25 protein-coding genes are annotated in these 23,374 nt (G+C 72.8%); 18 read left to right on the top strand and 7 right to left on the bottom strand.

The window, feature by feature from the left end:
* Nucleotide 1: 1 nt before the first annotated feature.
* From CFP66_RS15045 to CFP66_RS15030, 4 genes are all read right to left on the bottom strand, one after another.
* Nucleotides 2–853: a carbohydrate ABC transporter permease gene (locus CFP66_RS15045; protein ID WP_094924311.1), complete on the bottom strand. Its 852-nt coding sequence runs from the start codon at nucleotides 851–853 to the stop codon at nucleotides 2–4.
* Nucleotides 850–1,800: a carbohydrate ABC transporter permease gene (locus CFP66_RS15040; protein ID WP_094924309.1), complete on the bottom strand. Its 951-nt coding sequence runs from the start codon at nucleotides 1,798–1,800 to the stop codon at nucleotides 850–852. Before CFP66_RS15040 ends, CFP66_RS15045 begins: the two co-directional genes overlap by 4 nt.
* Entirely contained in the window at nucleotides 1,797–3,056 is a 1,260-nt protein-coding gene (locus CFP66_RS15035; RefSeq protein ID WP_094924307.1) for an ABC transporter substrate-binding protein, read from the bottom strand. The genes CFP66_RS15040 and CFP66_RS15035 overlap by 4 nt, the downstream gene beginning before the upstream one ends.
* Nucleotides 3,057–3,133: 77 nt before the next feature.
* Nucleotides 3,134–3,739 carry a dihydrofolate reductase family protein gene (locus CFP66_RS15030; RefSeq protein ID WP_094924305.1) on the bottom strand — a complete coding sequence of 202 codons (606 nt, stop codon included), beginning with the start codon at nucleotides 3,737–3,739 and terminating at the stop codon, nucleotides 3,134–3,136.
* Between the two features lie 132 nt (nucleotides 3,740–3,871).
* On the opposite strand from CFP66_RS15030, the gene CFP66_RS15025 reads away from it, so the two are divergent.
* The 5 genes from CFP66_RS15025 to CFP66_RS15010 all read left to right on the top strand — a co-directional run bounded on the left by CFP66_RS15025 (nucleotide 3,872) and on the right by CFP66_RS15010 (nucleotide 6,838).
* Complete coding sequence (locus tag CFP66_RS15025; protein WP_094924304.1) at nucleotides 3,872–4,492, top strand: GyrI-like domain-containing protein; 621 nt, start codon at nucleotides 3,872–3,874, stop codon at nucleotides 4,490–4,492.
* A 58-nt stretch (nucleotides 4,493–4,550) separates the two neighbouring features.
* On the top strand, nucleotides 4,551–4,679 hold the full coding sequence (locus CFP66_RS49930) for a hypothetical protein (RefSeq protein WP_255413865.1): 129 nt from the start codon (nucleotides 4,551–4,553) through the stop codon (nucleotides 4,677–4,679).
* Nucleotides 4,676–5,341, top strand: a complete 666-nt coding sequence (locus CFP66_RS15020) for a spermidine synthase (RefSeq protein ID WP_094924301.1) — start codon at nucleotides 4,676–4,678, stop codon at nucleotides 5,339–5,341. The genes CFP66_RS49930 and CFP66_RS15020 overlap by 4 nt, the downstream gene beginning before the upstream one ends.
* A gap of 80 nt (nucleotides 5,342–5,421) precedes the next feature.
* Nucleotides 5,422–6,345, top strand: coding sequence for an LLM class F420-dependent oxidoreductase (locus tag CFP66_RS15015; RefSeq protein WP_094924299.1), 924 nt, complete (start codon nucleotides 5,422–5,424; stop codon nucleotides 6,343–6,345).
* Between the two features lie 79 nt (nucleotides 6,346–6,424).
* Nucleotides 6,425–6,838, top strand: a complete 414-nt coding sequence (locus tag CFP66_RS15010) for a hypothetical protein (protein WP_094924296.1) — start codon at nucleotides 6,425–6,427, stop codon at nucleotides 6,836–6,838.
* Here CFP66_RS15010 and CFP66_RS15005 read toward each other — a convergent pair.
* Genes CFP66_RS15005 through CFP66_RS14995 form a run of 3 tightly spaced genes read right to left on the bottom strand, consistent with a single transcriptional unit; the run spans nucleotide 6,835 to nucleotide 9,231 of the window.
* Nucleotides 6,835–7,893 (bottom strand): LacI family DNA-binding transcriptional regulator, encoded by a 1,059-nt coding sequence (locus CFP66_RS15005; RefSeq protein ID WP_094924293.1) that lies wholly within the window; start codon nucleotides 7,891–7,893, stop codon nucleotides 6,835–6,837. The genes CFP66_RS15010 and CFP66_RS15005 overlap by 4 nt on opposite strands.
* A gap of 4 nt (nucleotides 7,894–7,897) precedes the next feature.
* A complete protein-coding gene (locus tag CFP66_RS15000; protein WP_094924775.1) occupies nucleotides 7,898–8,233 on the bottom strand; it encodes a DUF6385 domain-containing protein in 336 nt (111 codons plus the stop codon).
* Between the two features lie 17 nt (nucleotides 8,234–8,250).
* Entirely contained in the window at nucleotides 8,251–9,231 is a 981-nt protein-coding gene (locus CFP66_RS14995) for a DUF6772 family protein (RefSeq protein WP_198961457.1), read from the bottom strand.
* Nucleotides 9,232–9,426: 195 nt separating this feature from the next.
* Between CFP66_RS14995 and nikB the strand changes: the two genes are divergently transcribed.
* From nikB to CFP66_RS14930, 13 genes are all read left to right on the top strand, one after another.
* A complete protein-coding gene (gene nikB, locus CFP66_RS14990) occupies nucleotides 9,427–10,356 on the top strand; it encodes a nickel ABC transporter permease (protein WP_094924290.1) in 930 nt (309 codons plus the stop codon).
* Nucleotides 10,353–11,255 (top strand): ABC transporter permease, encoded by a 903-nt coding sequence (locus tag CFP66_RS14985; RefSeq protein ID WP_094924287.1) that lies wholly within the window; start codon nucleotides 10,353–10,355, stop codon nucleotides 11,253–11,255. Before nikB ends, CFP66_RS14985 begins: the two co-directional genes overlap by 4 nt.
* A complete protein-coding gene (locus CFP66_RS14980) occupies nucleotides 11,252–12,289 on the top strand; it encodes an ABC transporter ATP-binding protein (protein ID WP_094924284.1) in 1,038 nt (345 codons plus the stop codon). Before CFP66_RS14985 ends, CFP66_RS14980 begins: the two co-directional genes overlap by 4 nt.
* The gene (locus CFP66_RS14975) at nucleotides 12,282–13,277 is read left to right on the top strand and encodes an ABC transporter ATP-binding protein (RefSeq protein WP_094924281.1); all 996 of its coding nucleotides are present in this window, start codon (nucleotides 12,282–12,284) and stop codon (nucleotides 13,275–13,277) included. Before CFP66_RS14980 ends, CFP66_RS14975 begins: the two co-directional genes overlap by 8 nt.
* Nucleotides 13,274–13,999 (top strand): histidine phosphatase family protein, encoded by a 726-nt coding sequence (locus CFP66_RS14970; RefSeq protein ID WP_158228108.1) that lies wholly within the window; start codon nucleotides 13,274–13,276, stop codon nucleotides 13,997–13,999. Before CFP66_RS14975 ends, CFP66_RS14970 begins: the two co-directional genes overlap by 4 nt.
* On the top strand, nucleotides 13,978–14,763 hold the full coding sequence (locus tag CFP66_RS14965) for an endonuclease/exonuclease/phosphatase family protein (protein WP_094924275.1): 786 nt from the start codon (nucleotides 13,978–13,980) through the stop codon (nucleotides 14,761–14,763). Before CFP66_RS14970 ends, CFP66_RS14965 begins: the two co-directional genes overlap by 22 nt.
* Nucleotides 14,760–16,286 carry an ABC transporter substrate-binding protein gene (locus tag CFP66_RS14960; RefSeq protein WP_094924272.1) on the top strand — a complete coding sequence of 509 codons (1,527 nt, stop codon included), beginning with the start codon at nucleotides 14,760–14,762 and terminating at the stop codon, nucleotides 16,284–16,286. The genes CFP66_RS14965 and CFP66_RS14960 overlap by 4 nt, the downstream gene beginning before the upstream one ends.
* 64 nt (nucleotides 16,287–16,350) lie before the next feature.
* Entirely contained in the window at nucleotides 16,351–17,871 is a 1,521-nt protein-coding gene (locus tag CFP66_RS14955; RefSeq protein WP_233159446.1) for an ABC transporter substrate-binding protein, read from the top strand.
* Between the two features lie 5 nt (nucleotides 17,872–17,876).
* Entirely contained in the window at nucleotides 17,877–18,821 is a 945-nt protein-coding gene (locus CFP66_RS14950) for an ABC transporter permease (protein WP_369805070.1), read from the top strand.
* The gene (locus tag CFP66_RS14945; RefSeq protein WP_094924266.1) at nucleotides 18,818–19,633 is read left to right on the top strand and encodes an ABC transporter permease; all 816 of its coding nucleotides are present in this window, start codon (nucleotides 18,818–18,820) and stop codon (nucleotides 19,631–19,633) included. The genes CFP66_RS14950 and CFP66_RS14945 overlap by 4 nt, the downstream gene beginning before the upstream one ends.
* Nucleotides 19,630–21,543 (top strand): ABC transporter ATP-binding protein, encoded by a 1,914-nt coding sequence (locus CFP66_RS14940; protein WP_198961456.1) that lies wholly within the window; start codon nucleotides 19,630–19,632, stop codon nucleotides 21,541–21,543. The genes CFP66_RS14945 and CFP66_RS14940 overlap by 4 nt, the downstream gene beginning before the upstream one ends.
* Complete coding sequence (locus CFP66_RS14935) at nucleotides 21,540–22,721, top strand: M20 family metallopeptidase (protein ID WP_094924263.1); 1,182 nt, start codon at nucleotides 21,540–21,542, stop codon at nucleotides 22,719–22,721. Before CFP66_RS14940 ends, CFP66_RS14935 begins: the two co-directional genes overlap by 4 nt.
* A complete protein-coding gene (locus CFP66_RS14930) occupies nucleotides 22,718–23,281 on the top strand; it encodes an isochorismatase family protein (RefSeq protein WP_094924260.1) in 564 nt (187 codons plus the stop codon). Before CFP66_RS14935 ends, CFP66_RS14930 begins: the two co-directional genes overlap by 4 nt.
* Nucleotides 23,282–23,374 lie beyond the last annotated feature (93 nt).

Genomic DNA, 23,374 nt, shown 5'->3' with positions numbered 1-23,374 from the left:
CTTAACCCTTGGTGGCGCCGTCGGTGAGACCGGCGACGATGTAGCGCTGGAGCAGCACGAACAGCACGATCACCGGCACCGCGACGACCGCCGAGACGGCCATCAGCTCGTTCCAGCGGGTGCCGAACGCGTTGGTGAGCTTCGCGATCACGACGCTCACGGGCTGCAGCTCGTCACCGGTGGCCAGTGCCAACCCGAAGACGAACTCCCCCCAGGCGCCGAGGAAGCTGACGACGGCCATCGTGATCACGCCCGGGATGCTGACCGGCAGCGCGACCCGGACGAACGCTCCGAACGTCGTGCACCCGTCGACCCGCGCGGCCTCGAGCACCTCGCCGGGCACCGACAGGAAGTAGGGCCGCATGATGGTGATCGCCAGCGGGATCGACAACGAGCAGTTGGCGATGATCAGCCCGGCATAGGTGTTGACCAGCCCGACGCGTCCGAACAGCACGAACATCGGCAGCGCGAGGTTGACCGCGGGGATCATCTGCACCGCGAGGAACAGCAGCAGCGCGGGGGTGACGAACCGCAGCCGCAGCCGGGCCAGCGCGAAGGCGGCCGGCACGGCGACCACCAGCGTGAGCACGGTGGTGCCGGTGGCGATGATCGCCGTGTTGGCGAGGCCGCGCGCGATGTCCGGGTCGCCGAACACCGCGCTCTGGTAGGCCGCGAGCGTCGGCGGAAGCGGCACCAGCGCGGGGGGCCGCTCGAACACGTCGGCCTGCGCCTTGAACGACGTGTTGAGCATCCAGTAGACGGGCAGCAGGTACACGGCGGTGATGACGACGGCGACGGTCAGGCGGACGTTCTCGCCGCGCGACCGGCGCCGGCCGGTGGTCAGGGTGCTCATGCCGATTCCTCCCGGCGCAACGAGCGGAAGTAGAAGACCGACAGCACCAGCGGCACCAGGAGCATGACCGTGGTGGCCACCGCCGCGGTGTCGTAGCGCCGGAACTCGAAGGCCTCCTGGAAGGCGTACAGCGGCAGCGTGAGCGTGGCCCCGCCCGGCCCGCCACCGGTCATCAGGTAGATCGTGTCGAAGGTCTTGAACGCGAAGATGAAGATCAGCAGCATCACGGTGACGCTCACCGGGCGCAGCACCGGCAGCGTGACGTGGCGGAACTGTTGCCAGGCGCTCGCCCCGTCGATGCGCGCCGCCTCGTACAGCACGCCGGGCACGCTCTGCAGACCTGCGACCAGCAGGATCATCGCGAACGGCGCGAAGCTCCACGCGGTGGCCACCACGACCGAGACGAGCGCAGGCCCGGGCTGCCCCAGCCAGAAGACGTCGCCGTCGATGAGGCCGAGGCCGCGCAGGACGGCGTTGAGCAGTCCGTAGGAGCCGTCGAGCAGCCAGCGCCAGACGTTGGCGCCGACCACCGTCGGCAGGATCCAGGCCAGCATCAGCAGCGCTCGCATCACGTTGCGCCCGGCGAAGCGGTGCAGGAACAGCAGCGCGAGGCCGAGGCCGCCCGCGTAGCTCAGCGCCACCGTGCCCACCGTGTAGGCGAGCGAGAGCCACAACGCCTGCCAGAACTCCGCACGGCCGAACTGGTCGGCGAAGTTGGCGAACCCGACCCAGTCCGCCCCGCCGTTGATGACCTCCTTGAGGCCGACGTCCTGGAAGCTCTGCACGACGTTGTAGATCAGCGGGTAGACCACCGTGACGCCGACGAAGAGCACCGCCGGCACCAGGAACAGGTAGTTGGCCCCGAACCCCCCGCGCCGGCGCGGGGATCGCCCGGCCGGCGCGGGGGTGCGGGAGCGTGCGCGCACTCCAGTGGTGACGGTGGTCATGAGGTGGCGAGGGCCTCGTCGATGGTGGCCTGGGCGCTGCGCGCGGCGTCCGGGACGGGGGTCCCGCTGATCGTCGACTGGAGCGCGGACTGCAGGGCCGTCAGCACCTCGTTGTTGTGCGGGGCCAGCGCGGCGTCCGGGGCCCACGCCTGCTGGAGCTGCTCGGCGAAGACCGCGCGCACGGGGTCCTCGGCGGTGCCGGGCACGTCGTCGCGCGCCGGGAGCTTGTTGCGCTCGGGCAGGTAGGTGGCCAGCTCCTGGGGCTGCTGCATGAACTCGATGAGATCCCAGGCCTGGTCGGGCTGGTCGCTCGTCGCGCCGATGGTGAGATTCTCCGCGGCGAGGACGGTCTGCCCCGACGCGTCGCTCGGGAGCACCGCGACGCTCCACTGGAGCTCGGGGTTCTCCTCACGCAGGATGCTCACGTAGGTGGCCGAGTTGATCATCATGGCCGCCTGGCCCGTGGCGAACTGGTTCTTGGCGTCCTCCTCGTTCCAGGTGAGGAAGCCCTCCGACATCCCGCCGCTCGCGACCAGGCGCTGGAACGACTCGAGTGCCGCGTGCCCGGCCGGGCTGTCGATCTCGGTGGGCTCGGCGCCCCCGGCCAGCATCCGGATCTGCAGGCCGGTCGCGCCCTCGGCACCCTCGATGCCGCTGACAGCCAGGCCTGCCCGCCCGTCGGCGGCCAGCGCGCCTGCCGTCGACTCCATCTCCGCCCACGTCGTCGGCGGCGTCAGGCCGGCCTGCTCGAACATCGCCGTGTTGTAGTAGACGGCGTAGGCGTCGGCGAGGTGCGGGACCCCGAAGGTCTGGCCCTCCACCTGCGTGGACGCCCAGCTGGTCGGGAAGTAGGCGTCCTGCTGGCCCCACTCCTGCACGTGCTCCGACAGGTCCTGCACGACCCCGGCATCGGCCATCGCCGCGGTGTCGAACGCGCTGATCAGCGCGATGTCCGGCCCGTCACCCGAGGCCGCGGCCTGGGTCAGGGTGCGGTTGAAGTCGTCGTAGGGGATGAACCGGATGTCGACGTCCACGCCCCGTTGCTGCTCGAAGCGGCCCACGAAGTCGTAGAACGGCTTGCCGGTCGCCATCGACTCGTCGCCGTAGAACTGCCACACCGACAGCGGCTCCCCCGCTGCCTCACCGCCGGCGTCCCCGCCGCCGGCGCACCCCGCCGCGGCGAGAGCCGCCGCGGCCACGACCAGCCCGAGCCGGTACGGCGCCGACCGCCGGCTGGATCCCACGACTGCGCGCATGTCCGACCTCCTCGTCCTGGATGCGGAGGAAAATAGGTTAGATATCTAACCTCTGTCAACACGCGGCGGGGGCAACGTCACGCAGGGGCGCCGAGCGGCGGGTGCTCGAGCACGCGGGGCTCGTACTCGACCAGCTGGATGCAGCCGTCGAAGGTGCGGTGCTCGATCATCTCGAGGGCGACGTCCGGGTAGCCGTCGTAGATGCGCTCTGCGCCCGTGGCCCCGGTGATCACCGGGAACATCACGACCCGGAAGCGGTCGACGAGTCCGGCTCGCAGCAGGGCCCGGCACAGGCTGAGGCTGCCGATCGTGCTGAGGAGCCCCGAGCCGTTCTCCTTCATGGCACGGACCGCCTCGACGGCGTCGCCGCGGACGAGCGTGGAGTTGGCCCACGTCAGCGGCTCTTCGAGCGAGGAGGAGAACACCACTTTGGACGCCTGCGTGAGCTCGTCGACGGACGCCTGTTCCTCGGTCCTGAACTCGTCTTGGCCACTCGGGACCTCGCCGGCGGCGAAGCCCGACATCTGGCGGTAGGTGTTCGCTCCCATGAGGTAGGTGACCTCGGGCTGCTCACCGAGCCAGGCGAGGTACTCCGGGCCCTCGAGGCCCCAGAACCCGGGCCAGCCCTCCCCCGATGCGTAGCCGTCGAGGGAGGTGATGAAGTCGACGAGAAGCTCTGACACGGCGGTGTCCTTTCCTCGGGTGTCACGAGCTTGGACCAGCCGGGAGCCACGAACTCATCGGCCGTGCGCCGCAGGTCAGCAGCGCACCGGGACACTGGGGACGGGCCCCGTCCGCCGCCCGTGAGGAGACCGGTGACCAGGAAGATCGACTTCAAGCGTGACCTCGACTGCTACGAGGCGCAACGGGACACGCCGCGGCTCGTGCAGGTGCCCGAGCTCCGGTACCTCATGCTGGACGGGCACGGCGACCCGAACACCCCGGCGTTCGCGGAAGCCACCGCGACGCTGTACCCGGTCGCCTACAAGCTGAAGTTCGGCAGCCGGACCGACCTCGGCCGGGACTACGTGGTGATGCCCCTGGAGGGGCTGTGGTGGGCCGAGGACATGGAGTCCTTCACCGCCGCCCGCGACAAGGCGCAGTGGGACTGGACCCTCATGATCATGACCCCGGACTGGATCACGGAGGAGATGGTCACCGCTGCGGTCGAGCAGGTGGGGGCGAAGAACCGCCCTGCCCGACTCGACGACCTCCGGCTGGAGCCCCTCGCCGAAGGGCTCTGCGTGCAGGCCCTGCACGTCGGCTCCTACGACGACGAAGCCGAGCTGCTGCGCCGGATGCACCACGAGTTCGTTCCCGGACACGGCCTCACGATGGTCGGCACGCACCACGAGATCTACCTCGGCGACGCCCGCAGGGTCGCGCCGGCGAAGCTCAGGACCATACTGCGCCAACCCGTCGCCCGGACGCGCTGATCGACCGCCCGGGCCACTCGAGCGGTCCGCGGGGCGCGCAGCTGGAAGACTCGGCCGGGTGCACCCCGACCCGGAACGCGCCCCCGCCTTCGGCGATGACCTGCTCGCCGCGCCCCCCGGCGCCATGATCTCGATGATGATCGACGTCGCCTTCCGCACCGGCCCGTTCGAGGCGGCCGCGTCGTGACGGCCGAGGCGAGCGCCGAGGTCCTCGAGCGCACTGCAGGCCGCAACGGCGAGCTCGTGCTGCGGCGCTCCGGGGAGCACCACGAGATCGTCGCGAACGGCGTGTTCCTGATGGACACCCGCGGCGGCGCGTCCGAGCGGCTGCTCGTCACCGCGGCCGCCGGCCGGATGCCGCCACCCGGCCGGATGTTGATCGGCGGGCTCGGCGTCGGCTTCTCGCTGGCCGCCGCGCTCACGACCGCGGCCGTCACCGCCGTCGAGGTGGTCGAGTTCGAACCCGCCGTCATCCGCTGGAACCGCGGACCGCTCGCCGCGCGCCACGGGGACGCGCTCGCCGACCCCCGCGTCACCGTGCACGAGGCCGACGTCGCCGACCGGCTCGCCGAGGCCGCCCCCGCGTCCTTCGACGCGGTCTGCCTCGACACCGACAACGGCCCCGACTGGCTGGTCTCCCCCGCGAACGCCCGCCTCTACACCGACACCGGACTGGGCGCCGCGGCCCGCGCGCTCTCCCCCGCCGGAGTGCTCGCGATCTGGTGCGCCGCGCCGGCCCCCGCGCTCGCCGCCCGTCTCAGGGCGCTGTTCCGCGAGGTCGAGACGCTGGTGGTGCCCGTCGAGCGCGGCGAGCCCGACGTCGTGGTCCTGGCCGCTCGGCAGCGCTGAGCCGTCCCGCCCGGTCGCACGCCGTCCGCCGCCGGTGAACTCCGGTTGCCCCCGCGCCCCCGCCTCGCCAAGGTGGTCGCGTGGCGCGCGACTTCCGCTTCTCCGTCAACGTCTTCGGCATCCCCTCCCGCGCGGCACTGCAGGAGCGCTGCCGCCGCGCCGAGAGCGCCGGGTTCCACACGGTGTTCGCCCCCGACCACCTCGGCGCGCCTGCGCCGTTCCCGGTGCTGCAGGCGGCCGCGGACGCCACCGAGCACCTGCGGGTGGGCACGCTCGTGCTCAACGCTCCGTTCTGGAACCCGGCGCTGCTGGCGCGCGAGGCCGCGTCGCTGGACATCCTCACCGACGGCCGATTCGAACTGGGGCTGGGCTCCGGGCACATGAAGTGGGAGTTCGACGCCGCCGGGATCGAGTGGGAGGGCTTCGCGGCCCGCGCGCGGCGGCTCGAGGAGACGATCACCGAGCTGCGCCGGTTCTTCTCCTCCGACATGGCGGCACTCCCGGGCGGGCGCGCACCCCTACCCGTGCAGCGCACCGGCTTCGACGGGTCCGGGCCGCCCCTGATCGTCGGCGGCACCGGGGACCGGGTGCTCACGATCGCGGGGCGGTACGCCGACGTCATCGGCGTCGCCGGCGTGTACCAGGTGAAGGGCGAGCCCCCGGGAACGCTGCGCATCGGCACCGCCGCGGAGACCGACGAGCGCGTGCGGTTCGCCCGGGAGGCGGCGGGCGAGCGCGCCGCGCAGGTCGAGTGGCACCTGCTCGTCCAGGCCGTCGTGCCCACCGACGACCGGCGCGCCGCCGCCGCGGAGCTGATCAGCCGGTCCGGTGCTGCCATGACCGTGGACGAGGCCCTGGAGACGCCGTTCGTCCTGATCGGCACACCCGCGCAGATGGCCGAGCAGCTGCGGGCCACCCGCGAGCGCTACGGCTTCTCCTACGTCACCGTGCACGAGCCGTACTACGAGGCGTTCGAGCCGGTGGTGGAGCTCCTGCGCAGCTGAGGGCCGGTAACCTCGTCTCGGTCGTTGACGAGGTCGACAGCCTGCGGATACTCTGTCCACGCAAGAGACAAGGTTCGGGATGACGGAGCACTACCTCGGCGTCCTCGGCGTCGCCGAGGCGCTCGGGGTGAGCCGGCACGCGGTGCACAAGTGGCGCTCCCGCTACCCGACCGACTCCACCCACCCCTTCCCGGAGCCCGACGTCGAGATCGACGGGGCACCGGGCTGGGCGGCGCAGCGATTGGACGAGATGGTGCAGTGGCGTGACGGCCTTCCGGGACGCGGCACAGGGGGCGGCCGCCCGTCCACCGCGCGTCAGACCTACCTGACCGAGGCTCTGGCACGTGGCCTGAACAGGGACGAAGCGACCCGCCTGATGGCCACCATGGGTGAGGAGTTCCCCGAGATGTCCGAGGCGCAGGTCTGCGAGTTCCTCCTCGAGAAGTGGCGCGGCCTCGACGAGATGGACGAGATCCTCGCTCGGTACCGCTAGCCCTCCGACGCCACCAGCGTCGACGACGGGCGCACGACGAGGTCGGGGCGCAGCAGCCGCTTCTGCGCCGGGGCCGCGGACCGGTCGCGCACCCGCTCCACGAGCAGGTCGACGGCCGAGGCGCCCACCTCGTAGGCGGGCAGTCGCACGCTGGTGAGCGGCGGGGTCAGGAACCCGGAGAACGGGAAGTCTCCGTAGCCGAGCACCCTCATGTCCTCGGGCACCCGCAGCCCGCGCTCGGCGAGCGCACGGTAGAGGCCGAGCGCGAAGTAGTCGTTGCCGACCAGCACGGCGTCCGGACGGTCGGGCCGCTGCACGATCTCCTGCGCCACCACGTAGGACTCCTGCGGCTGCCACGGCAGCGCCGCGGACTCGTGGCGCCGGGTGGGCACCGACAGCACGGCACCGTCCGGGACCGGGAGGCCCGCCTCCGCCATCGCACGTCGGAATCCGGAGACACGACCGGCGATCGTCGTGATCGGCAGGTCCTCCTCGAGCATCCAGATGCGCCGGGCGCCGGACGCCACGGCGTGCGCGGTGGCCTCGTAGGCACCCTGCTCGTAGTCGATGCCCACGAAGTCGTGCCGCCCACCCGGCAGGTCCCGGTTGACGAGGACGAGCGGGATGCCCGCGCCGGCCAGCCGGTGCCACGGGTCGGCGCCGCCCTGCACCGGCACCACGAGGGCGCCGTCCACGGCGGCCCGCAGGAGCGACTCCACCGCCCGCTGCTCGATCGCCTCGGACTCGTCGGTGACCAGCAGCAGCACCGAGTAGCCGTGCTTGCGCCCCTGCACCTCGATCCCGTGGATGAGCTGGGCGTAGAACGGGTTCGACGGCGTGGTGATGACCAGGCCCAGCGTGCTCGCCGAACCCAGCACCAGCGAGCGGGCCAGCGAGTTCGGCACGTAGCCGATCCGCTGCGCCTCGACCTCGACCAGCCGCCGGGTCCGGGCGCTGATGTCGCCCTTGCCGGCGAGCGCCCGGGACACGGTGTTGACCGAGAGGCCGAGCGACTCGGCGATGTGGCGCAGCGTCGGGCGGCGGGCCCCGGTCATCGGATCAGCCCTTGACGGCCAGGTAGATGCGGACCTTGACCTGCGCCCCCGCAGGCGTGACCTCGCCGCGCAGGCGCAGCCACTGCCCGAACTCGCGCACCGTCCACGTCGTGAGCTCGCGCCCCTCGGTGGAGCGTGCGGCGTCGTCGTGGTCGCACCAGGTCAGGCCGTCCGGCGAGACCTGCGCGGTCAGGGTCAGCGCGGCGTCGGACGCGGAACGCTCCAGCACCTGGACGAACCAGCGCGCCTCCCCCGCCCACGCGGCCTCGTACGGCTCGGTGGCGAACTCGCCCGTGAGCGTCGTGTTGCGCTCCAGGACCGCGGTCTGGGACTGCCTCATCACGGGGCTCATCACGGTCACCAATCGACGGAGATGACGACGGAGTCGAGGAACAGGAAGTTCCGCGAGGCCGAGTGCGTGCGTACGGAGAAGTAGAAGTTCAGCAGGTTCTCCAGCGAGTCGTAGCGGTCCTCGTAGGGCGGCACCGGAACGTCGCGCATGTCGAGCACGCGGTCGTTGACCTGCAGTTCCACGTTGCGTCGCGCCTCGGTGTCGATCTGCCACCGCAGGTAGTGCCAGTTGACCTTCGTGGGCACCTCGTTGTAGCAGAGCTCCTGCGGGTCGCCGAACGGCTCCCAGTCCTCGGGGTTCGGTGCCGTGAAGTCCGCAGCGTATCCGAGCTTGACCTTGCCCTCGAGGTGCTCGCGCGGGGTCGGCTCGGGCACCGTGGGGTAGACCCACTGCCGGGTCAGCCGGTTGTCCAGATCGGTGTTCAGGTAGCGGGCCACCGTGTGGTAGCGCAGGCCGCCGTCGCCACACAGGTCGGTGGCCACGGTGAACGCCCCGAACTGCGCCTCCGACGGGTGCAGGTTGCCGTCCCAGACGACGTCGCCGAACCGGTCGCTCTCCGGCCCGCCGCCCAGGGTGGCCTCGGACTTGTAGGTGAAGTAGGCCTCGATCTGCAGCAGCCCGCGTCCGCTCATGGTCAACCGGCGGATCGCGGTAGCGGTGTGGCCGGGGATCGGCCGGGTCGCGAGCTTCAGCGCGTAGGTGCCGCTCATCGCCCCGTGGGTGCCGATGTCGAAGAACGTGCACGATGACAGCTGCGGCGGCCGGAAGTCGCGCATGTGGTCGTCGACCGTGTCGAGGTCGCCGCGGCCGTCGTAGTTGCCGAGCAGCTCGGTCCAGCCGTGCACGCCGGAGTCGAAGGTGTCGTGGGCGAGGATGCGGGGCAGCGGCCGGAACTTGGACAGCTGCGGGTCGACCGACAGCAGGGCCGACCGCAGCGCGGCGTCGGGAGCGGCCTGCTCCGAAGGCGCGGAGCGAGCTGAGGACATGCGGACTCCAGGCGACGAGGATCGTGGTTCGGTGACATTAACGTTAATGGAACAACTCGGTCAAGCGCGGTTCGGAAGGACCGCAGGTACTCTTGACACCGCCGGACACAGCCCCATAACCTGCCTCCGGCTGACGCCATTAACGTTAATGGACCGGGGAGCAATGATGCATTCCGTGACACGTCGGAGCCGCTGATGGCGGCCTACCTCGTCCGGCGGCTCGCCTTCTCGGTGTTCGTCCTCTGGGGCGCCGTCACGATCATCTTCCTGGTGCTGCGGCTGGTACCCGGCGATCCCGCGCTGCTCATCCTCGGCTCGGACGCCACAGCGGAGCAGGTGGCCGCGCTGCGCGCCCAGCTCGGCCTGGACCGGCCGCTGCTCGTGCAGTACGGCACCTACCTCGCCGACGTCGTGCGGCTGGACTTCGGCCCGTCCTACCGGCTGTCGGGCGACGCGCTCGGCCTCGTCGTCGATCGCCTTCCCGCGACCGCGGAGCTGGCCGTGGTGGCGCTGAGCCTGTCATTGCTGGTCGGCATCCCGCTCGGCATCGTCGCTGCCCTGCGCGTCAACACCGCGATCGACCGGATCGTCTCGGTCTTCTCGCTGGTCAGCCAGTCCATGCCGTCGTTCTGGCTGGGCATCGTGCTCATCCTGGTGCTCTCGCGCACCTTCGGTCTGCTGCCGAGCGCCGGCACCGGATCGCCCGCGCACATGGTGCTGCCCGCGTGCACGCTGGCGCTGCCCTTCCTCGCGATCCTGGTACGGCTGACCCGCAGCGGGCTGCTCGAGGTGATCCACGAGGGTTACGTGCAGACCGCGCGGGCCAAGGGCCTCCCCGAGCGGGTCGTGATCTTCCCGCACGCGATCCGCAACGCCCTGATCCCGATCATCACGGTCGTCGGCCTGCAGCTCGGCTCGCTGCTCGGGGGGACCGTGATCGTGGAGACCGTCTTCTCCTGGCCGGGGGTCGGGCGGCTGCTCGTCGACTCCATCTCGCACCGCGACTACGGCGTCGTACAGGCCGCGGTGCTCGTGATCGCCACCGGGTTCGTGCTGGTCAACCTGGTCGTCGACGTTCTGTACGGCTACCTCGATCCCCGGGTGCGACTGGCAGGCAGGGCATGACGGACGTGACCGACCGACCCACGACCCGCCCTGCCGCCGCGCCGGAACCGGCCTCCGGGCGGCGGCGCCGTCCCGGGACCGTGCGGATCCGGTGCGCGCTGGCCGTCGTGGCCGTCTACGTGGTGGCCGCGGTCCTCGGCCCGGTGCTGCTGGCCTACGACTCCGTCGTCACCCGCACCGCGGACCGGCTGCTCCCGCCCGGCTCGCCCACCAGCGACGGCGGGTTGGCCGTGTTCGGCACGGACCAGGTGGGGCAGGACCTGCTCGCCCAGATGCTGCAGGGCGCGCGCGTCTCCATCGCGGTCGGCGTGGCGACGCTGCTGCTCGCGGGCCTGATCGGCGTGACGGCCGGCGTCGTGGCCGGCTATTTCGGGGGCTGGCTCGACAGCGTCCTCATGCGCCTGGCCGACGTGCAGCTCACGTTCCCCTCGATCCTGCTGGCGATCTTCATCGCCGCGCTGCTCGGCCCGAGCGTCGTGAACGTGGTGATCGTGCTGGCCGTGTCCAACTGGGTCACGTTCGCCCGCGTGGTGCGCAGCCAGGTGCTCACCGTGCGCGGCCGCGAGTACGTCGACGCCACGCGCACCCTCGGGGCGCGCACCTGGCACGTGGTGCGCCGCTGCATCCTGCCGGCCTGTGTGGCCCCCGTGCTGGTGGTGGCCACGGTGGAGCTCGGGCACGTGATCCTCGCCGAGGCCTCGCTGAGCTTCCTGGGGCTCGGCACCCCGACCAGCACGCCCAGCTGGGGCGTCACGATCGCCAACGGCCGCAACTACCTGGCAGAGGCCTGGTGGATCGCGACGATCCCCGGCATCGCACTCGCCCTGCTCGTGGTGGCGTTCGGCGTCCTCGGTGACGCGCTGCGCGACCGCTACGACCCGCGCCTGGAGAGCCTGTGACCACGCTTCCCGCTCCCCAGGGCCCCGGCGCGTCCGCCGCCGACCCGTCGTCCGCCCTGCTGGAGGTCACCGACCTGCGCGTGCAGTTCGCCACGGCGGCCGGCCCGATCACGCCGGTGGACGGGCTGAGCTTCACGGTCGCGCCGGGCGAGACGCTCGCGGTGCTCGGCGAGTCCGGCAGCGGCAAGAGCGTCACCGCGCAGGCCGTGATGGGGCTGCTGCCCCGCCCGGCGGGCCGGGTGACCGGCGGCCGGATCGTCTACGACGGAGTCGACCTGCTCACCCGGCCCGCGGCGCAGGTGCGGCGACTGCGCGGCCCGGAGATGGCGATGGTGTTCCAGGACCCGCTCTGCTCGCTCAACCCGGTGTTCCGGGTGGGTGCGCAGATCGGCGAGATGTTCCGCCGGCACCGCGGGGCCTCGCGGCGGCAGGCGAAGGCCGCGGCCGTGGACCTCATGAAGCGAGTCGGCATCCCGGACGCGGCGAAGCGGGTGGACGACTACCCCCACCAGTTCTCCGGCGGCATGCGGCAGCGGGTGGTGATCGCGATGGCGATCGCGCTCGACCCGCGGCTGCTCATCGCCGACGAGCCCACCACGGCGCTGGACGTCACGGTGCAGGCGCAGATCATGAACCTGCTGGCGGGCCTGCAGCAGGAGTACGGGATGGCCATGGTGCTGATCACGCACGATCTCGGGGTGGTGGCCGACGTCGCCGATCGCATGCTGCTCGTGTACGCCGGTCGGGCGGCCGAGACCGGCCGGATCCGCGAGGTCTACGAGCGCCCGGCCCACCCGTACGCCGCCGGGTTGATGGCGTCGCTACCCGGTGTCGCCGGCGACCAGGAGCGCCTCACCCCCATCCCCGGGGCGCCCCCGAACCTCGCCGCGCTGCCGTCGGGATGCCCGTTCCACCCCCGCTGCCCGTACGCGGTCGACCGCTGCCGCGCCGAACGCCCGCCGCTGCGCGCCGTGTCCGGGGCGGGCCGGGCCGCCGCGTGCCACCGCGCCGAGGAGGTGCTCGACGGTGGGTGACCCCCTGCTGTCGGTCCGCGACCTGCACACGACCTTCCCGCTGCGCTCGGCCCTGCTGCGCCGACGCGTCGGGGCCGTGCAGGCGGTGGCCGGGGTCTCGTTCGACCTGCACCCCGGGCGCACCCTGGGGCTGGTCGGGGAGTCCGGGTCCGGGAAGTCGACCCTGGCCCGCACCGTCATCGGGCTGGAGCGGCCCACGTCGGGGCAGGTGCTGTTCCAGGGCCGTGACCTCGCCGAGGTGGGGGCCCGCGAGATGCGCCACTTGCGCCGCGACATCCAGATGATCTTCCAGGACCCGTACGCGTCGCTGAACCCGCGCCGCACCGTCGAGCAGATCGTCCGCGAGGCGTGGGAGATCCACCCCGACGTCGTGCCCAGGGCGCGGTGGGCGGGCGAGGTGCGCGAGCTGCTGGAACGGGTGGGGCTCGACCCCTCGCACGCGGGTCGCTACCCGCACCAGTTCTCCGGCGGCCAGCGCCAGCGGATCGGGATCGCACGGGCCCTGGCCCTGCGGCCCAAGCTCGTGATCTGCGACGAGGCGGTCTCCGCGCTCGACGTCTCGGTGCAGGCGCAGGTGCTCAACCTGCTGCAGGACCTGCAGCGCGACCTCGGTCTGACCTACCTGTTCATCGCCCACGACCTGTCGGTCGTGCGGCACATCAGCGACGAGATCGCCGTCATGTACCTGGGGAGGGTCGTGGAGCAGGCACCGCGTCACGAGCTGTTCGCCCGCCCGACCCACCCCTACACGCAGGCCCTGCTCTCCGCGGCGCCGGTGCCGCGGCCGTGGGACCAGCCCGGACGCGCGCGCATCCTGCTGCAGGGCGACCTGCCCTCGCCCACGGATCCGCCGTCGGGGTGCCGGTTCCGGACCCGTTGCCCCAAAGCCGTGACCCGCTGCGCGCAGGAGGCACCCGCGCTCGTGGAACGCCACGGGCACCCGAGCGCCTGCCACTTCGCCGAGCCGCTGACGGGCGTGGCCCCGTGAACACGCACAGCGTCCTCGACGACCCCGACCTCGCCGACTGGCGCGCGGTGCGGGTCGTCCTGGTGCGCCACGGCGAGTCCCAGGGCAACGCGGCCGCCCGGTTCGAGGGCCAGACCGGCCCCGGACTCACGCCGCGCGGCCACGCCCAGGCCCGCGCGATCGCCGACGGGCTCGTCGGCCGCCACGGCGCGCCCGACCTCGTGCTGGCCAGCGACCTCGTCCGGGTCTCCGAGTCGGCGGCGCCCCACCTCGCACGCACCGGACTCGCCGCGCGCGTCGACCCGCGGTGGCGGGAGGCGGCGGTCGGGACGTGGAGCGGACGCGGCATCCGCGAGATCGCTGCCGAGTTCCCCGACGCCATCCGCGCGCTGCGGCGCGGCGAGGACGTGCGGCGCGGCGGCGGCGAGACGTTCGCCGAGGTACGGGTGCGCGTCGCCGCCGCGCTCGACGACGCACTCGCACCCTTCGCCGGTACGCCGGTCGGGAGCCGGCACGCGGTCGTGGTCTTCACCCACGGCGGCCCGGTCCGGGTCGCCACCGCCGAGGCCATGGCCCTGCCCGCGGGCGGGCACCGCGGGCTCGACGCGCCGACGAACTGCTCGGCCACCGAGCTGGAGTTCGTCCTGGCCGGCGACGGGAGCCGCACCACGCGCCTCGTCGCCTACAACACGCCCGCGCCCACGCTGCCCGAGGAGGCCACGTGTTCACCTTCGTCGCCATGACCTGCAACCTGTGGGGTGACGCGCACCTGGTCGAGCGCGAACCGGCACTGCGCGCGCTCTTCCGGACCCGGCCGCCGGACCTGCTGGCCACCCAGGAGCTGCGGGCGGGCTCGCGCGACCTCGTCGACGCCGAGCTGACGGGCCACGACCGGGTCGTGGACACGCACCCGGGCTGGGAGAAGCAGAGCAACCTGTGGTGGCGGCGCGACCTGTTCACCCGCATCGAGCACGGCGTCCGCGACGTCGGCATCCTCGACCCCACGGCCGGGCTGTTCTGGGTGCGGCTGCGCGCCGGCGACGGCACCGAGCTCCTCCTCGCGACCGTCCACCTCACCTGGCCGGGCCACCCGCAGGAGCGGGCCGACGGCGTCAACCGACGCGTCCCGCAGGTCCGCGCGGTCATCGCCGCTCTCGACGAGCTGGCGGGCGACGGGCCGTGCCTGCTCACCGGCGACGTCAACGACATCGGCGGCCCGCTGTGGGAGCTGGGCAACGCCGGCTTCCTCGACTCGTTCACCGCGCTGGGCTCGCCGTCGCCGCCGACGCACCCGGTCGTCCCGATGCCGTTCAGCACCGGGCGGGGCACGCGCCTGTCGCCGGTGCAGTCGCCGGCGAAGGCCATCGACTGGCTGTTCTTCCGCGGCGCGTTGCGCCCCCGCACCAGCGAGGTCGTCGAGTTCTTCCACGACGGCTCCGCTCCGTCGGACCACAAGCCCGTGGTCGCGGCGTTCAGCACGACCGTCGGAGAAGGAGCGAACCCGTGAACGGACGGAGGCTGCGCGCCGTGCTCGTCGCGGCGGTCCTCGCCGGTGCCATGGCGCTGTCGGCCTGCACCACCACCTCGGGCGGCGGCGATGCGGGCGGGGAGCAGGTCCTGCGCTACTCCCCCGCGCTGTTCCCGGTGTCGCTCGACGCGCACCAGTACCCCGCGGAGGAACCCACGCAGACCGCGGTGCAGCAGGTGCTGGAGACCCTCGTGACGATGGAGGACGGGGAGCCGGTCGGGCTCCTGGCCGAGTCGTTCGAGCCGGTCGACGACCACACGTGGGTCTTCCACCTGCGCGACGGCGTCACCTTCAGCGACGGGACGCCGCTCACCGCCCGCGACGTCACGGCCTCGGTGGAACGGGGTCAGGCGCTCGAGTGGTCGCTCGCCCCGCTGTTCGCGGCCGTGGAGGCGGTCGAGGCCACCGACGACCGCACCGTCACCTTCCGCACCACCGAACCGCTCGGCACGCTGCCGAGCACCCTCTCGCTGGTGTTCATCGGCCCGGCCGACCGCGTGAACGACCCGGCGTACTGGGAGCTGCCGGTCGGGACCGGGCCCTTCGTCTTCGAGAGCTTCACGCCCGACGACCGCGTGGTGCTGCGCCGCAACGACTCCCACTGGGGCGAGAAGGCCACCCTGGACCGCGTGGAGATCGTCAGCATCCCGGAGACCGCGGCGCGCATCACCGCGCTGCGCACCGGCGAGGTGGACGTGCTGCAGTCGATCCCGCCGGACCAGGTCTCGGAGGTGGACGGGCAGCCCGACATCACCTACGGCAGCGGGCCGAGCTTCACCTACTACTTCACCTGGTTCAACTCCTCCCGCCCGCCGTTCGACGACGTGCGCGTGCGGCAGGCGCTGTGGCACGCCCTCGACCTCGAGGCGATCATCGGCGACCTGTTCGGCGACAGCGCGAGCGTGGCACGGGCCCCGATCACGCAGGACGTCTTCGGCGCCACTGCGCTGCAGCCCTACCCCCACGACCCCGACCGGGCGAGGGCGCTGCTCGCCGAGGCCGGGCACGCAGACGGCCTGCAGGTCTCGATGCAGTGGCCACGCGACGGCGGGCCGAACATCCGGGCGCTCGCGCAGGCCATGGTCTCGGCGTGGGCCACGGTCGGCGTCACCGTCGATCCGCTGGAGAAGGAACGCCCGCAATGGCTGCAGGACCTCAACACCAAGAACTTCGACCTGAACCTGCAGACCAACACCACCGGCACCGGCGACGCCGACTTCACCCTCGCCCGGCTCTACGTCTGCTCGGCCGACCGCAACGGCTACTGCAACCCGGAGCTCGACCGGCTGCTGCTCGCCGCGCGCGCCTCGCTGGACCAGGGCGAGCGCGAGCAGCTCTACGCGCAGGCAGCGCAGCTGATCTGGGACGAGGCCGTCGGGATCTTCCCCGCCGACCTGCGCAACAACTTCGCCGTGCGCAACCAGGTGCAGGGCTTCGAGCTCCCGGTCAACGGCCGCCCCGAGTTCCGGACGGTCTCGATCGGCGACGCGACCGGCTCGTGAGCCCGCTCGGGGCGCGCCACCCGCGCTCCTCGACCTGCGTCATGCGCTCTGAGAGGATCTCTCGGTGTCGCGATCGTTCCTCCGCCCGGCCGTCGTCGTCCTGGCCGGTGCGCTGCTCGCCGCCGGGTGCTCCGCGGGTTCCACCGCCTCCCCGGGCGGCGGTGCGGGCAGCGGGCCGGACGCCCCGCTGCGGATCGGGCTGACGGCGGAGCCCGCGAACCTCGACTTCACGCGCACCGACGGCGCCGCCATCCCGGAGGCGCTGCTGGTCAACGTGTATGAGGGCCTCGTGGCGCTGGACCAGGAGACCGGCGAGATCGTGCCGGCGCTCGCGGAGTCCTGGACCATGAGCCCCGACGGGCTCGTCTACGACTTCGCCCTCCGCGAGGGCGCCACCTTCTCCAACGGGGAGGCGTTCACCGCCGACGACGTCAAGTTCAGCATCGAGCGCGTGCAGTCCGACGAGTGGACGATCTCGCTCAAGGACGGCATGAGCGTGGTCTCGGGCGTCGAGGTGGTGTCCCCGACGCAGGCGCGCGTGACGCTCGCGCAGCCGAGCAACAGCTGGTTGTTCCGCATGACCACCCGCATCGGGGCGATGTTCGACCCCTCCGGCGTCGGCGATCTCGCGAACGCCCCCGTGGGCACCGGCCCGTACACGGTCGCCGAGTTCCGCCGGGGTGATGCGCTGGTGCTCGCCCGCCGCGACGACTACTGGGGCGAGGCGCCCGCGATCGAGCAGGTCGTCCTGCAGTACTTCGACGACGCCACGGCCGCCACGAACGCCCTGCTCACCGACGGGATCGACGTGATCGGCACCGTCCAGGCACCGGAGTCGCTCGCCCAGTTCGAGGGTGACGACCGGTTCCAGGTGATCGAGGGCACCACGAACGGCGAGGTCACCCTCGCGATGAACAACGCGGCCGGCCCGACCGGCGACCCCCGGGTGCGCCGCGCCATCGCGATGGCGATCGACCACCAGGCCGTGCTCGACACCGCGTGGGCCGGGCGCGGAACGTTGATCGACACGATGGTCCCGCCCACCGACCCGTGGTACCAGCCGCTGCCCGACGTCACCCCCTTCGACCCGGACGCCGCCCGCGCGCTGCTCGCCGAGGCCGGCACCCCGAACCCGACGCTGCGCTTCCGGATCGCGAACCTGCCCTACGCCGTCGCGGCCGCGCAGGTGGTGCAGAGCCAGCTCTCCGCGGTCGGGATCACCACGCAGATCGAGCCGTTGGAGTTCCCCGCCCGCTGGCTCGAGGAGGTGCTGACGAACGCCGACTACGACCTGTCGATCGTCAGCCACGTCGAGCCCCGCGACATCCGCACCTTCGGCAACCCCGGGTACTACTGGCGCTACGACAACCCGGAGGTGCAGCGCCTGCTCGCGGAGTCCGAGCAGGGCACCCAGGAACAGCAGGTCAGCGCCCTGCAGTCGGTGGGGCGGCTGATCGCCGAGGACGCGGCCGCCGACTGGCTGTTCCTGCTGCCGAACCTGATCGTCGCCGACGCGGACGTGCGAGGGCTGCCGGAGAACCGCATCGGCGAGTCGCTCGACCTCACCGCGCTCTCCCGCGCGTAGCCGTGCTGCTGCAGCTCCTCCGTCGCGCGGCCGTGTTCGTCGCCGGCCTCGTGGTGGCCTCAGTGGTCGTGTTCGCGTTCATGACGGTGCTGCCCGGCGACCCGGCCCGGGTGGCGCTGGGCCTGAACGCCACCGAGGAGGCCGTGGCGGCCACCCGCGCGGCGTTCGGCACGGACCGCCCGCTCGTCGTCCAGTACCTGGACTGGGTGAGCGGGCTCCCGGTGGGCGATTTCGGGCGCTCCTACGTCACCCAGCTCGACATCGGCCCGCAGGTCCTCGACCGCCTGCTGGTGACGGCCTGGCTGGTGCTGTCGGGCATGGCCGTCGCGCTGGTGGTGGCGCTGCCGATGGGGGTGCTCGCCGCCGTCCGGCACAGGCGCGTGAGCGGCACCGTGATCTCGGCGTTCAGCCAGGTCGGCGTGGCCGTGCCGAGCTTCCTGGCCGGCATCCTGCTGGTCACGGTGTTCGCGGTGCAGCTGGGCTGGTTCCCCTCCGGCGGGTGGACACCGCCCGCGCAGGACCCGGCCGCGTTCCTGAGCAAGCTGGTCCTGCCGGCGCTCGCGCTCGGGCTGGTGCAGGGCGCCGTGCTCACCCGCTACGTCCGCTCCGCGGTGCTCGACGTGCTGCGCGAGGACTACCTGCGCACCGCGCGCTCGAAGGGGCTCACCCCGGGCCGGGCCCTGGTGCGCCACGGGCTGCGCAACGCGGCGATCCCGGTCGTCACGGTGCTGGGCCTGCAGCTGGCCACGCTGCTGATCGGCGCGGTGGTCGTCGAGCGGGTGTTCGTGATCCCCGGGCTGGGCAGCCTGCTGCTCGACGGCGTGGCCAACCGCGACCTGCTGCTCGTGCAGGGCGTGGTGATCGTGCTGGTGCTGGCCGTGCTGGTGGTCAACTTCCTGGTCGACGTGGCCTACACGGTGCTCGACCCGCGCCTGCGGAGAGCCGCATGAAGCGCCCGGCGAGCCTGACGGCGGGCGCGGTGCTCGTGGGCGTGGTGGTGGCCGCGGCGCTGGTGTCGTTCGTCTGGACGCCGTACGACGCCGTGCAGGTCGACCCGACCACGCGGATCGCCCCGCCGAGCCTCGCGCACTGGCTGGGCACCGACGTGTTCGGCCGCGACGTGGTGAGCCAGCTGCTGGTCGGGGCGCGCACCACGCTGTTCGTGGGGGTGGTCGCGGTCGGGCTGGCCGGGGTCGTCGGCACCCCGCTCGGGGTCCTCGCCGCGATGGGCCCGCGGTGGCTGGGCGAGCTGTTGATGCGCACCAGCGACCTGGTGCTCGCATTCCCCGCACTGCTGCTCGCGATCATGTTCGGGGCCGTTTACGGGCCGAGCACGCTCACGGCGATGGTCGCGATCGGGATCGCGACCGCGCCGTCGTTCGCCCGGCTGGCCCGCGGCGCGGCGCTGCAGGTGCTCACCACCGAGTACGTGCTCGCCGCGCGGGCCGCGGGCCGCCCGCCCGCCGCGATCGCCGCCCGGCACGTCCTGCCCAACATCGCCGGGTTGCTGCTGGTGCAGTCGTCGGTGTCGTTCGCCATCGCCGTGCTCGCCGAGGCCGCGCTGTCGTTCCTCGGCTTCGGCACCCGCCCGCCCACGCCGTCGTGGGGGCGAATGCTGCAGGAGTCCCAACAGCTGCTCTACACGACCCCGGAGCTCGCGCTCTGGCCCGGCCTGGCCATCGCGCTCGCCGTGCTCGGCTTCACCCTGCTCGGCGACGGCCTGCGCGACCGGTTCGACCCGAGGCTGGTGGACCAGCGGTGACCCGGGCGTTGACGAAGGCGGCCGAGGTGCTGCGGGTCGAGGACCTCCACATCGGCACGGCCGACCTGCGCCTGGTATCCGACGTGTCGTTCACCCTCGCCCGCGGCGAGCGGGTGGGCCTGATCGGCGAGTCCGGCTCGGGCAAGTCGCTCACCGCGCTCGCGCTGATGGGCCTGCTGCCCGAGGGCGTGCGCGCCACCGGCTCGGTGCGGCTGGCGGGGATCGACGACGACCTGGTGGCCGCGCCCGAGGCACGGCTGGCCACCGTCCGCGGCGCCGCGATGACGATGGTCTTCCAGGAGCCGATGTCGGCGCTCAACCCGTCGATGCGGGTGGGCGACCAGGTCGCCGAGGTGATGCTGCTGCACGGTACCCAGCCCGACCGCCGCCGCGCACGGGCCGCCGCCGTGACACTGCTCGAGAGCGTCCAGCTCCCCGAACCGGAACGGCTCGCGCGCGCTTACCCGCACCAGCTCTCCGGCGGCCAGCGCCAGCGCGTCATGATCGCGATCGCGCTGGCCAACGGCCCGTCGGTGCTGCTCGCCGACGAGCCCACCACCGCGCTGGACGTCACGGTGCAGGCCCAGGTGCTGGACCTCGTCCTCGCCGGGGTGGCCGCGCGCGACGCCGCCCTGCTGTTCATCACCCACGACCTCGCGGTCGTCGCCACGGTGTGCGAGCGCGTCCTGGTGATGTACGGCGGGCGGATCGTGGAGTCCGGGCCGGTTCGCGAGGTGTTCACGCGACCGCGCCACCCCTACACGCAGGGGCTGCTCGCCGCGTCCGACCTGGCCGGTTCCGGCAGCGACGGGCGGCTGCGCACGATCCCCGGCGCGGTGCCGGCGGCGGGCCGCTTCCCCGACGGCTGCGTGTTCCGCACCCGCTGCCCGAACGCGGCGGCGGACTGCGCGGTGCTCCCAGGGTGGAGCGCGGAAGCGGAAGGCGGCTACGCGTGCCACCACCCGGTGGCGTCCGCGCCCCCACCCGCCCCGGTTCAGGAAAGCCACATTCCTGCCCTGCAGGTTCATGAAGGTGGCTTTCCTGAACTCGGGGAGCCGGGCGAGCGCCCGGGCGAGCCGCTCATCGCCGTTCGCGATCTGCAGCGGTCCTACCGCCGGCCGCGCACCTCGCTCACGCAGGCCGCGCCGCCGGTGCACGCGCTGCGCGGGGTGTCGTTCGACGTCGCGGCGGGGCAGCGGTTCGGGCTGGTCGGCGAGTCCGGGTCGGGCAAGTCCACGCTGATCCGGCTGCTCGCGGGGCTGGACTCCCCCAGCTCCGGCACGATCACGTTCGACGGCCGCGACGTCGGCGGGCAGCCGGAGCGGCGCCTCGGGTTCCTGCGTGAGCAGTTGCAGGTGGTGTTCCAGGACCCGATGGGCTCGCTCGACCCGCGGATGCGGGTGCGCGACATCGTCGCCGAGCCGCTGGCCGGACGCCGGGAGCCGGACGTGCGCGGGCGGGTGTCGGAGCTCCTCGACGCCGTGGGTCTGCCCGCTGACGCGGGCGACCGCTACCCGCACCAGTTCTCCGGCGGGCAGCGCCAGCGCATCTCGATCGCCCGGGCGCTGGCGCCGCGACCGTCGGTGCTGGTGGCCGACGAACCGGTGAGCGCCCTGGACGTGTCGGTGCGCGCGCAGATCCTCAACCTGCTCGCCGACCTCGTCGAACGGTTCCGCCTCACGCTCGTGTTCGTCTCGCACGACCTGTCGGTGGTGCGCCACGTCTGCGACACGATCGCGGTGCTGCACGGTGGCGAGCTGGTCGAGCTCGGGCCGTCGGCGCGGGTCGCGGACGCCCCCGAGCACCCCTACACGCAGCGGCTCGTCGCCGCCGTCCCCACGATCCGCGGGGCTCTCGACGGCCGCACCACCTTCGACCTGGCCCACGGCGTTCGGGAGGAACCCGCGTGACGTACCCCGTCGACGAGGAGGCCGTCGTCGCGCTGACCCGCGACCTGGTGCGGCTGCGCACGGTGAACGAGGACGGGGCCCGGGAGGCGCCCGCCGCGGCGCTGGTGGCCCAGACGATGCGGTCGTTCGGCTGGGACCCGCAGGTCACCGAGGTGGCGCCGGGGCGGCCGAACGTCGTCGCCGTGGTGGAGGGCGGCGGCGGGCCGGGGCGCACGCTGGCGTTCGAGGGCCACACCGACGTCGTCACCGAAGGCGATCCCGATCGCTGGAGCGTCGAGCCCTACGGCGGCGAGATCCGCGGCGGACGGCTGTACGGGCGCGGCGCGGCGGACATGAAGTCCGGCGTCGCGGCGATGCTGCACGGCGTGCGCGCGCTGCAGGTGGCCGGCCCGTTCCCGGGCCGGGTGCTCGTGTGCGCGCTCGTCGACGAGGAGGGGATGATGCTCGGCGCCAAGCACTTCGCCGGCACCGAGCTCGCCCGCGGCGTCCACGGCGCGATCATCTGCGAGCCCGAGGAGGGCGAAATCTGCACGTCGGCCAAGGGCGCCGTGCGGATCCGCGTCGACCTCCACGGCGCGATGGCGCACGGCGCGATGCCCCAGCACGGCCGCAACCCGCTGCCGGCGCTCGGGCGGCTGCTCGTGGCGCTCGCCGACCTGCAGGAACGGCTGCAGGCGGCGCACCCGGCGCACGAGCACCTCGGCGCGGTGTACGTGACACCCACCGTGAGCGACGCCGGCTCGCTCGAACAGATCAACGTCATCCCCGCGCGGGCCACCGTCGCGGTCGACGTCCGCACGGTTCCGGGAGTCGACCACGCCGCGCTCGTGGCGCGGGTCCACGAGCTGGCGACCGAGGCCGGCGCGCCGGACGGGGTGACGTCCGAGGTGTCCGTCGTCGACGACCGCCCCTGCGTCGACATCCCGCAGGACCACCCGCTGGTGACCGCGCTCGCCGGCGCCCACGAGGCCGTGCTCGGGGAGCCCGCCCGCTACGGCGGGGTACCCGGCGCCACCGACGGCACGATCCTCACCCGCGACGCCGGTATCCCCACGGTCGTCTACGGGCCAGGCGGCAAGTGGATCGCCCACCAGGTGGACGAGTTCGTGGAGGTGGCCGACATCGTCGGTTGCGCCCACGTCTACGCCGAGGCCGCCGCCCGCTTCCTGCGACAGTGACCCCCTCCGCGCGCCGACCGGTGCAGGCGCTCATCGTCGTCGACGTGCAACGCGGGTTCCTGTCCGGGCCGGGCGCAGTCCCTGCCGCACCGGCGGTCCTGCACAGCATCGGGGTGCTCCTCGCCGCGGCCCGGGCCGCCGGGGTGCTGGTGGTCCACCTGCAGAACGACGGCCCGCCCGGCGAGCCCGATGAGCCGCACACCGCCGGCTGGGAGCTGGCGCTCGCCGCGCAGGACGAGGAGCCGGTGCTGCGCAAGACGGTCGACGACCCGTTCGAGGAGACCCGCCTCGCCGAGCTGATCACCGCGCACGGCGTCACCCGGCTCGCGGTCTGCGGGGTGCTCTCGGAGTTCTGCGTGAGCGCGACCGCCGCCGGCGCCCTGGAGCGCAAGCTCGAGGTGGTCCTGCCCCACGACGCGCACGCCACGTACGACGTGCCGCCGGGCCCGGGAGGTCCGGGCGTGCCCGCGGAGCTGGCGTCGCGCGCCGCGGAATGGGCACTGGGCGACCAGATAGAGATCGTGGCCGCGGCCGCGGGCGTGGCGTTCAGCCGCCCATGATCTCGAGTATCGGTTGCTCATCGCTGTCACCACGACCATGAGCAACCGATACCGCGGATCTTGGTCGCCGGGTCGGCCCGTCGCCCACCCCTC

This window comes from Pseudonocardia sp. MH-G8 (genome assembly GCF_002262885.1).
GTDB lineage: Bacteria > Actinomycetota > Actinomycetes > Mycobacteriales > Pseudonocardiaceae > Pseudonocardia.
Note: the sequence above shows the minus strand (reverse complement) of the source record. Positions and strands in the feature narration are given on the sequence as shown.

What these genes read in the sequence shown, in the direction of transcription:
- CFP66_RS15035 (WP_094924307.1), bottom strand. Translation starts at nt 3,056, where the DNA reads ATGCGCGCAGTCGTGGGATCCAGCCGGCGGTCGGCGCCGTACCGGCTC.
- CFP66_RS14945 (WP_094924266.1), top strand. Translation starts at nt 18,818, where the DNA reads ATGAAGCGCCCGGCGAGCCTGACGGCGGGCGCGGTGCTCGTGGGCGTG.
- CFP66_RS15045 (WP_094924311.1), bottom strand. Translation starts at nt 853, where the DNA reads ATGAGCACCCTGACCACCGGCCGGCGCCGGTCGCGCGGCGAGAACGTC.
- CFP66_RS14985 (WP_094924287.1), top strand. Translation starts at nt 10,353, where the DNA reads ATGACGGACGTGACCGACCGACCCACGACCCGCCCTGCCGCCGCGCCG.
- CFP66_RS15000 (WP_094924775.1), bottom strand. Translation starts at nt 8,233, where the DNA reads ATGAGGCAGTCCCAGACCGCGGTCCTGGAGCGCAACACGACGCTCACG.
- CFP66_RS15010 (WP_094924296.1), top strand. Translation starts at nt 6,425, where the DNA reads ATGACGGAGCACTACCTCGGCGTCCTCGGCGTCGCCGAGGCGCTCGGG.
- CFP66_RS15005 (WP_094924293.1), bottom strand. Translation starts at nt 7,893, where the DNA reads ATGACCGGGGCCCGCCGCCCGACGCTGCGCCACATCGCCGAGTCGCTC.
- CFP66_RS15040 (WP_094924309.1), bottom strand. Translation starts at nt 1,800, where the DNA reads ATGACCACCGTCACCACTGGAGTGCGCGCACGCTCCCGCACCCCCGCG.
- CFP66_RS14995 (WP_198961457.1), bottom strand. Translation starts at nt 9,231, where the DNA reads ATGTCCTCAGCTCGCTCCGCGCCTTCGGAGCAGGCCGCTCCCGACGCC.
- nikB (WP_094924290.1), top strand. Translation starts at nt 9,427, where the DNA reads ATGGCGGCCTACCTCGTCCGGCGGCTCGCCTTCTCGGTGTTCGTCCTC.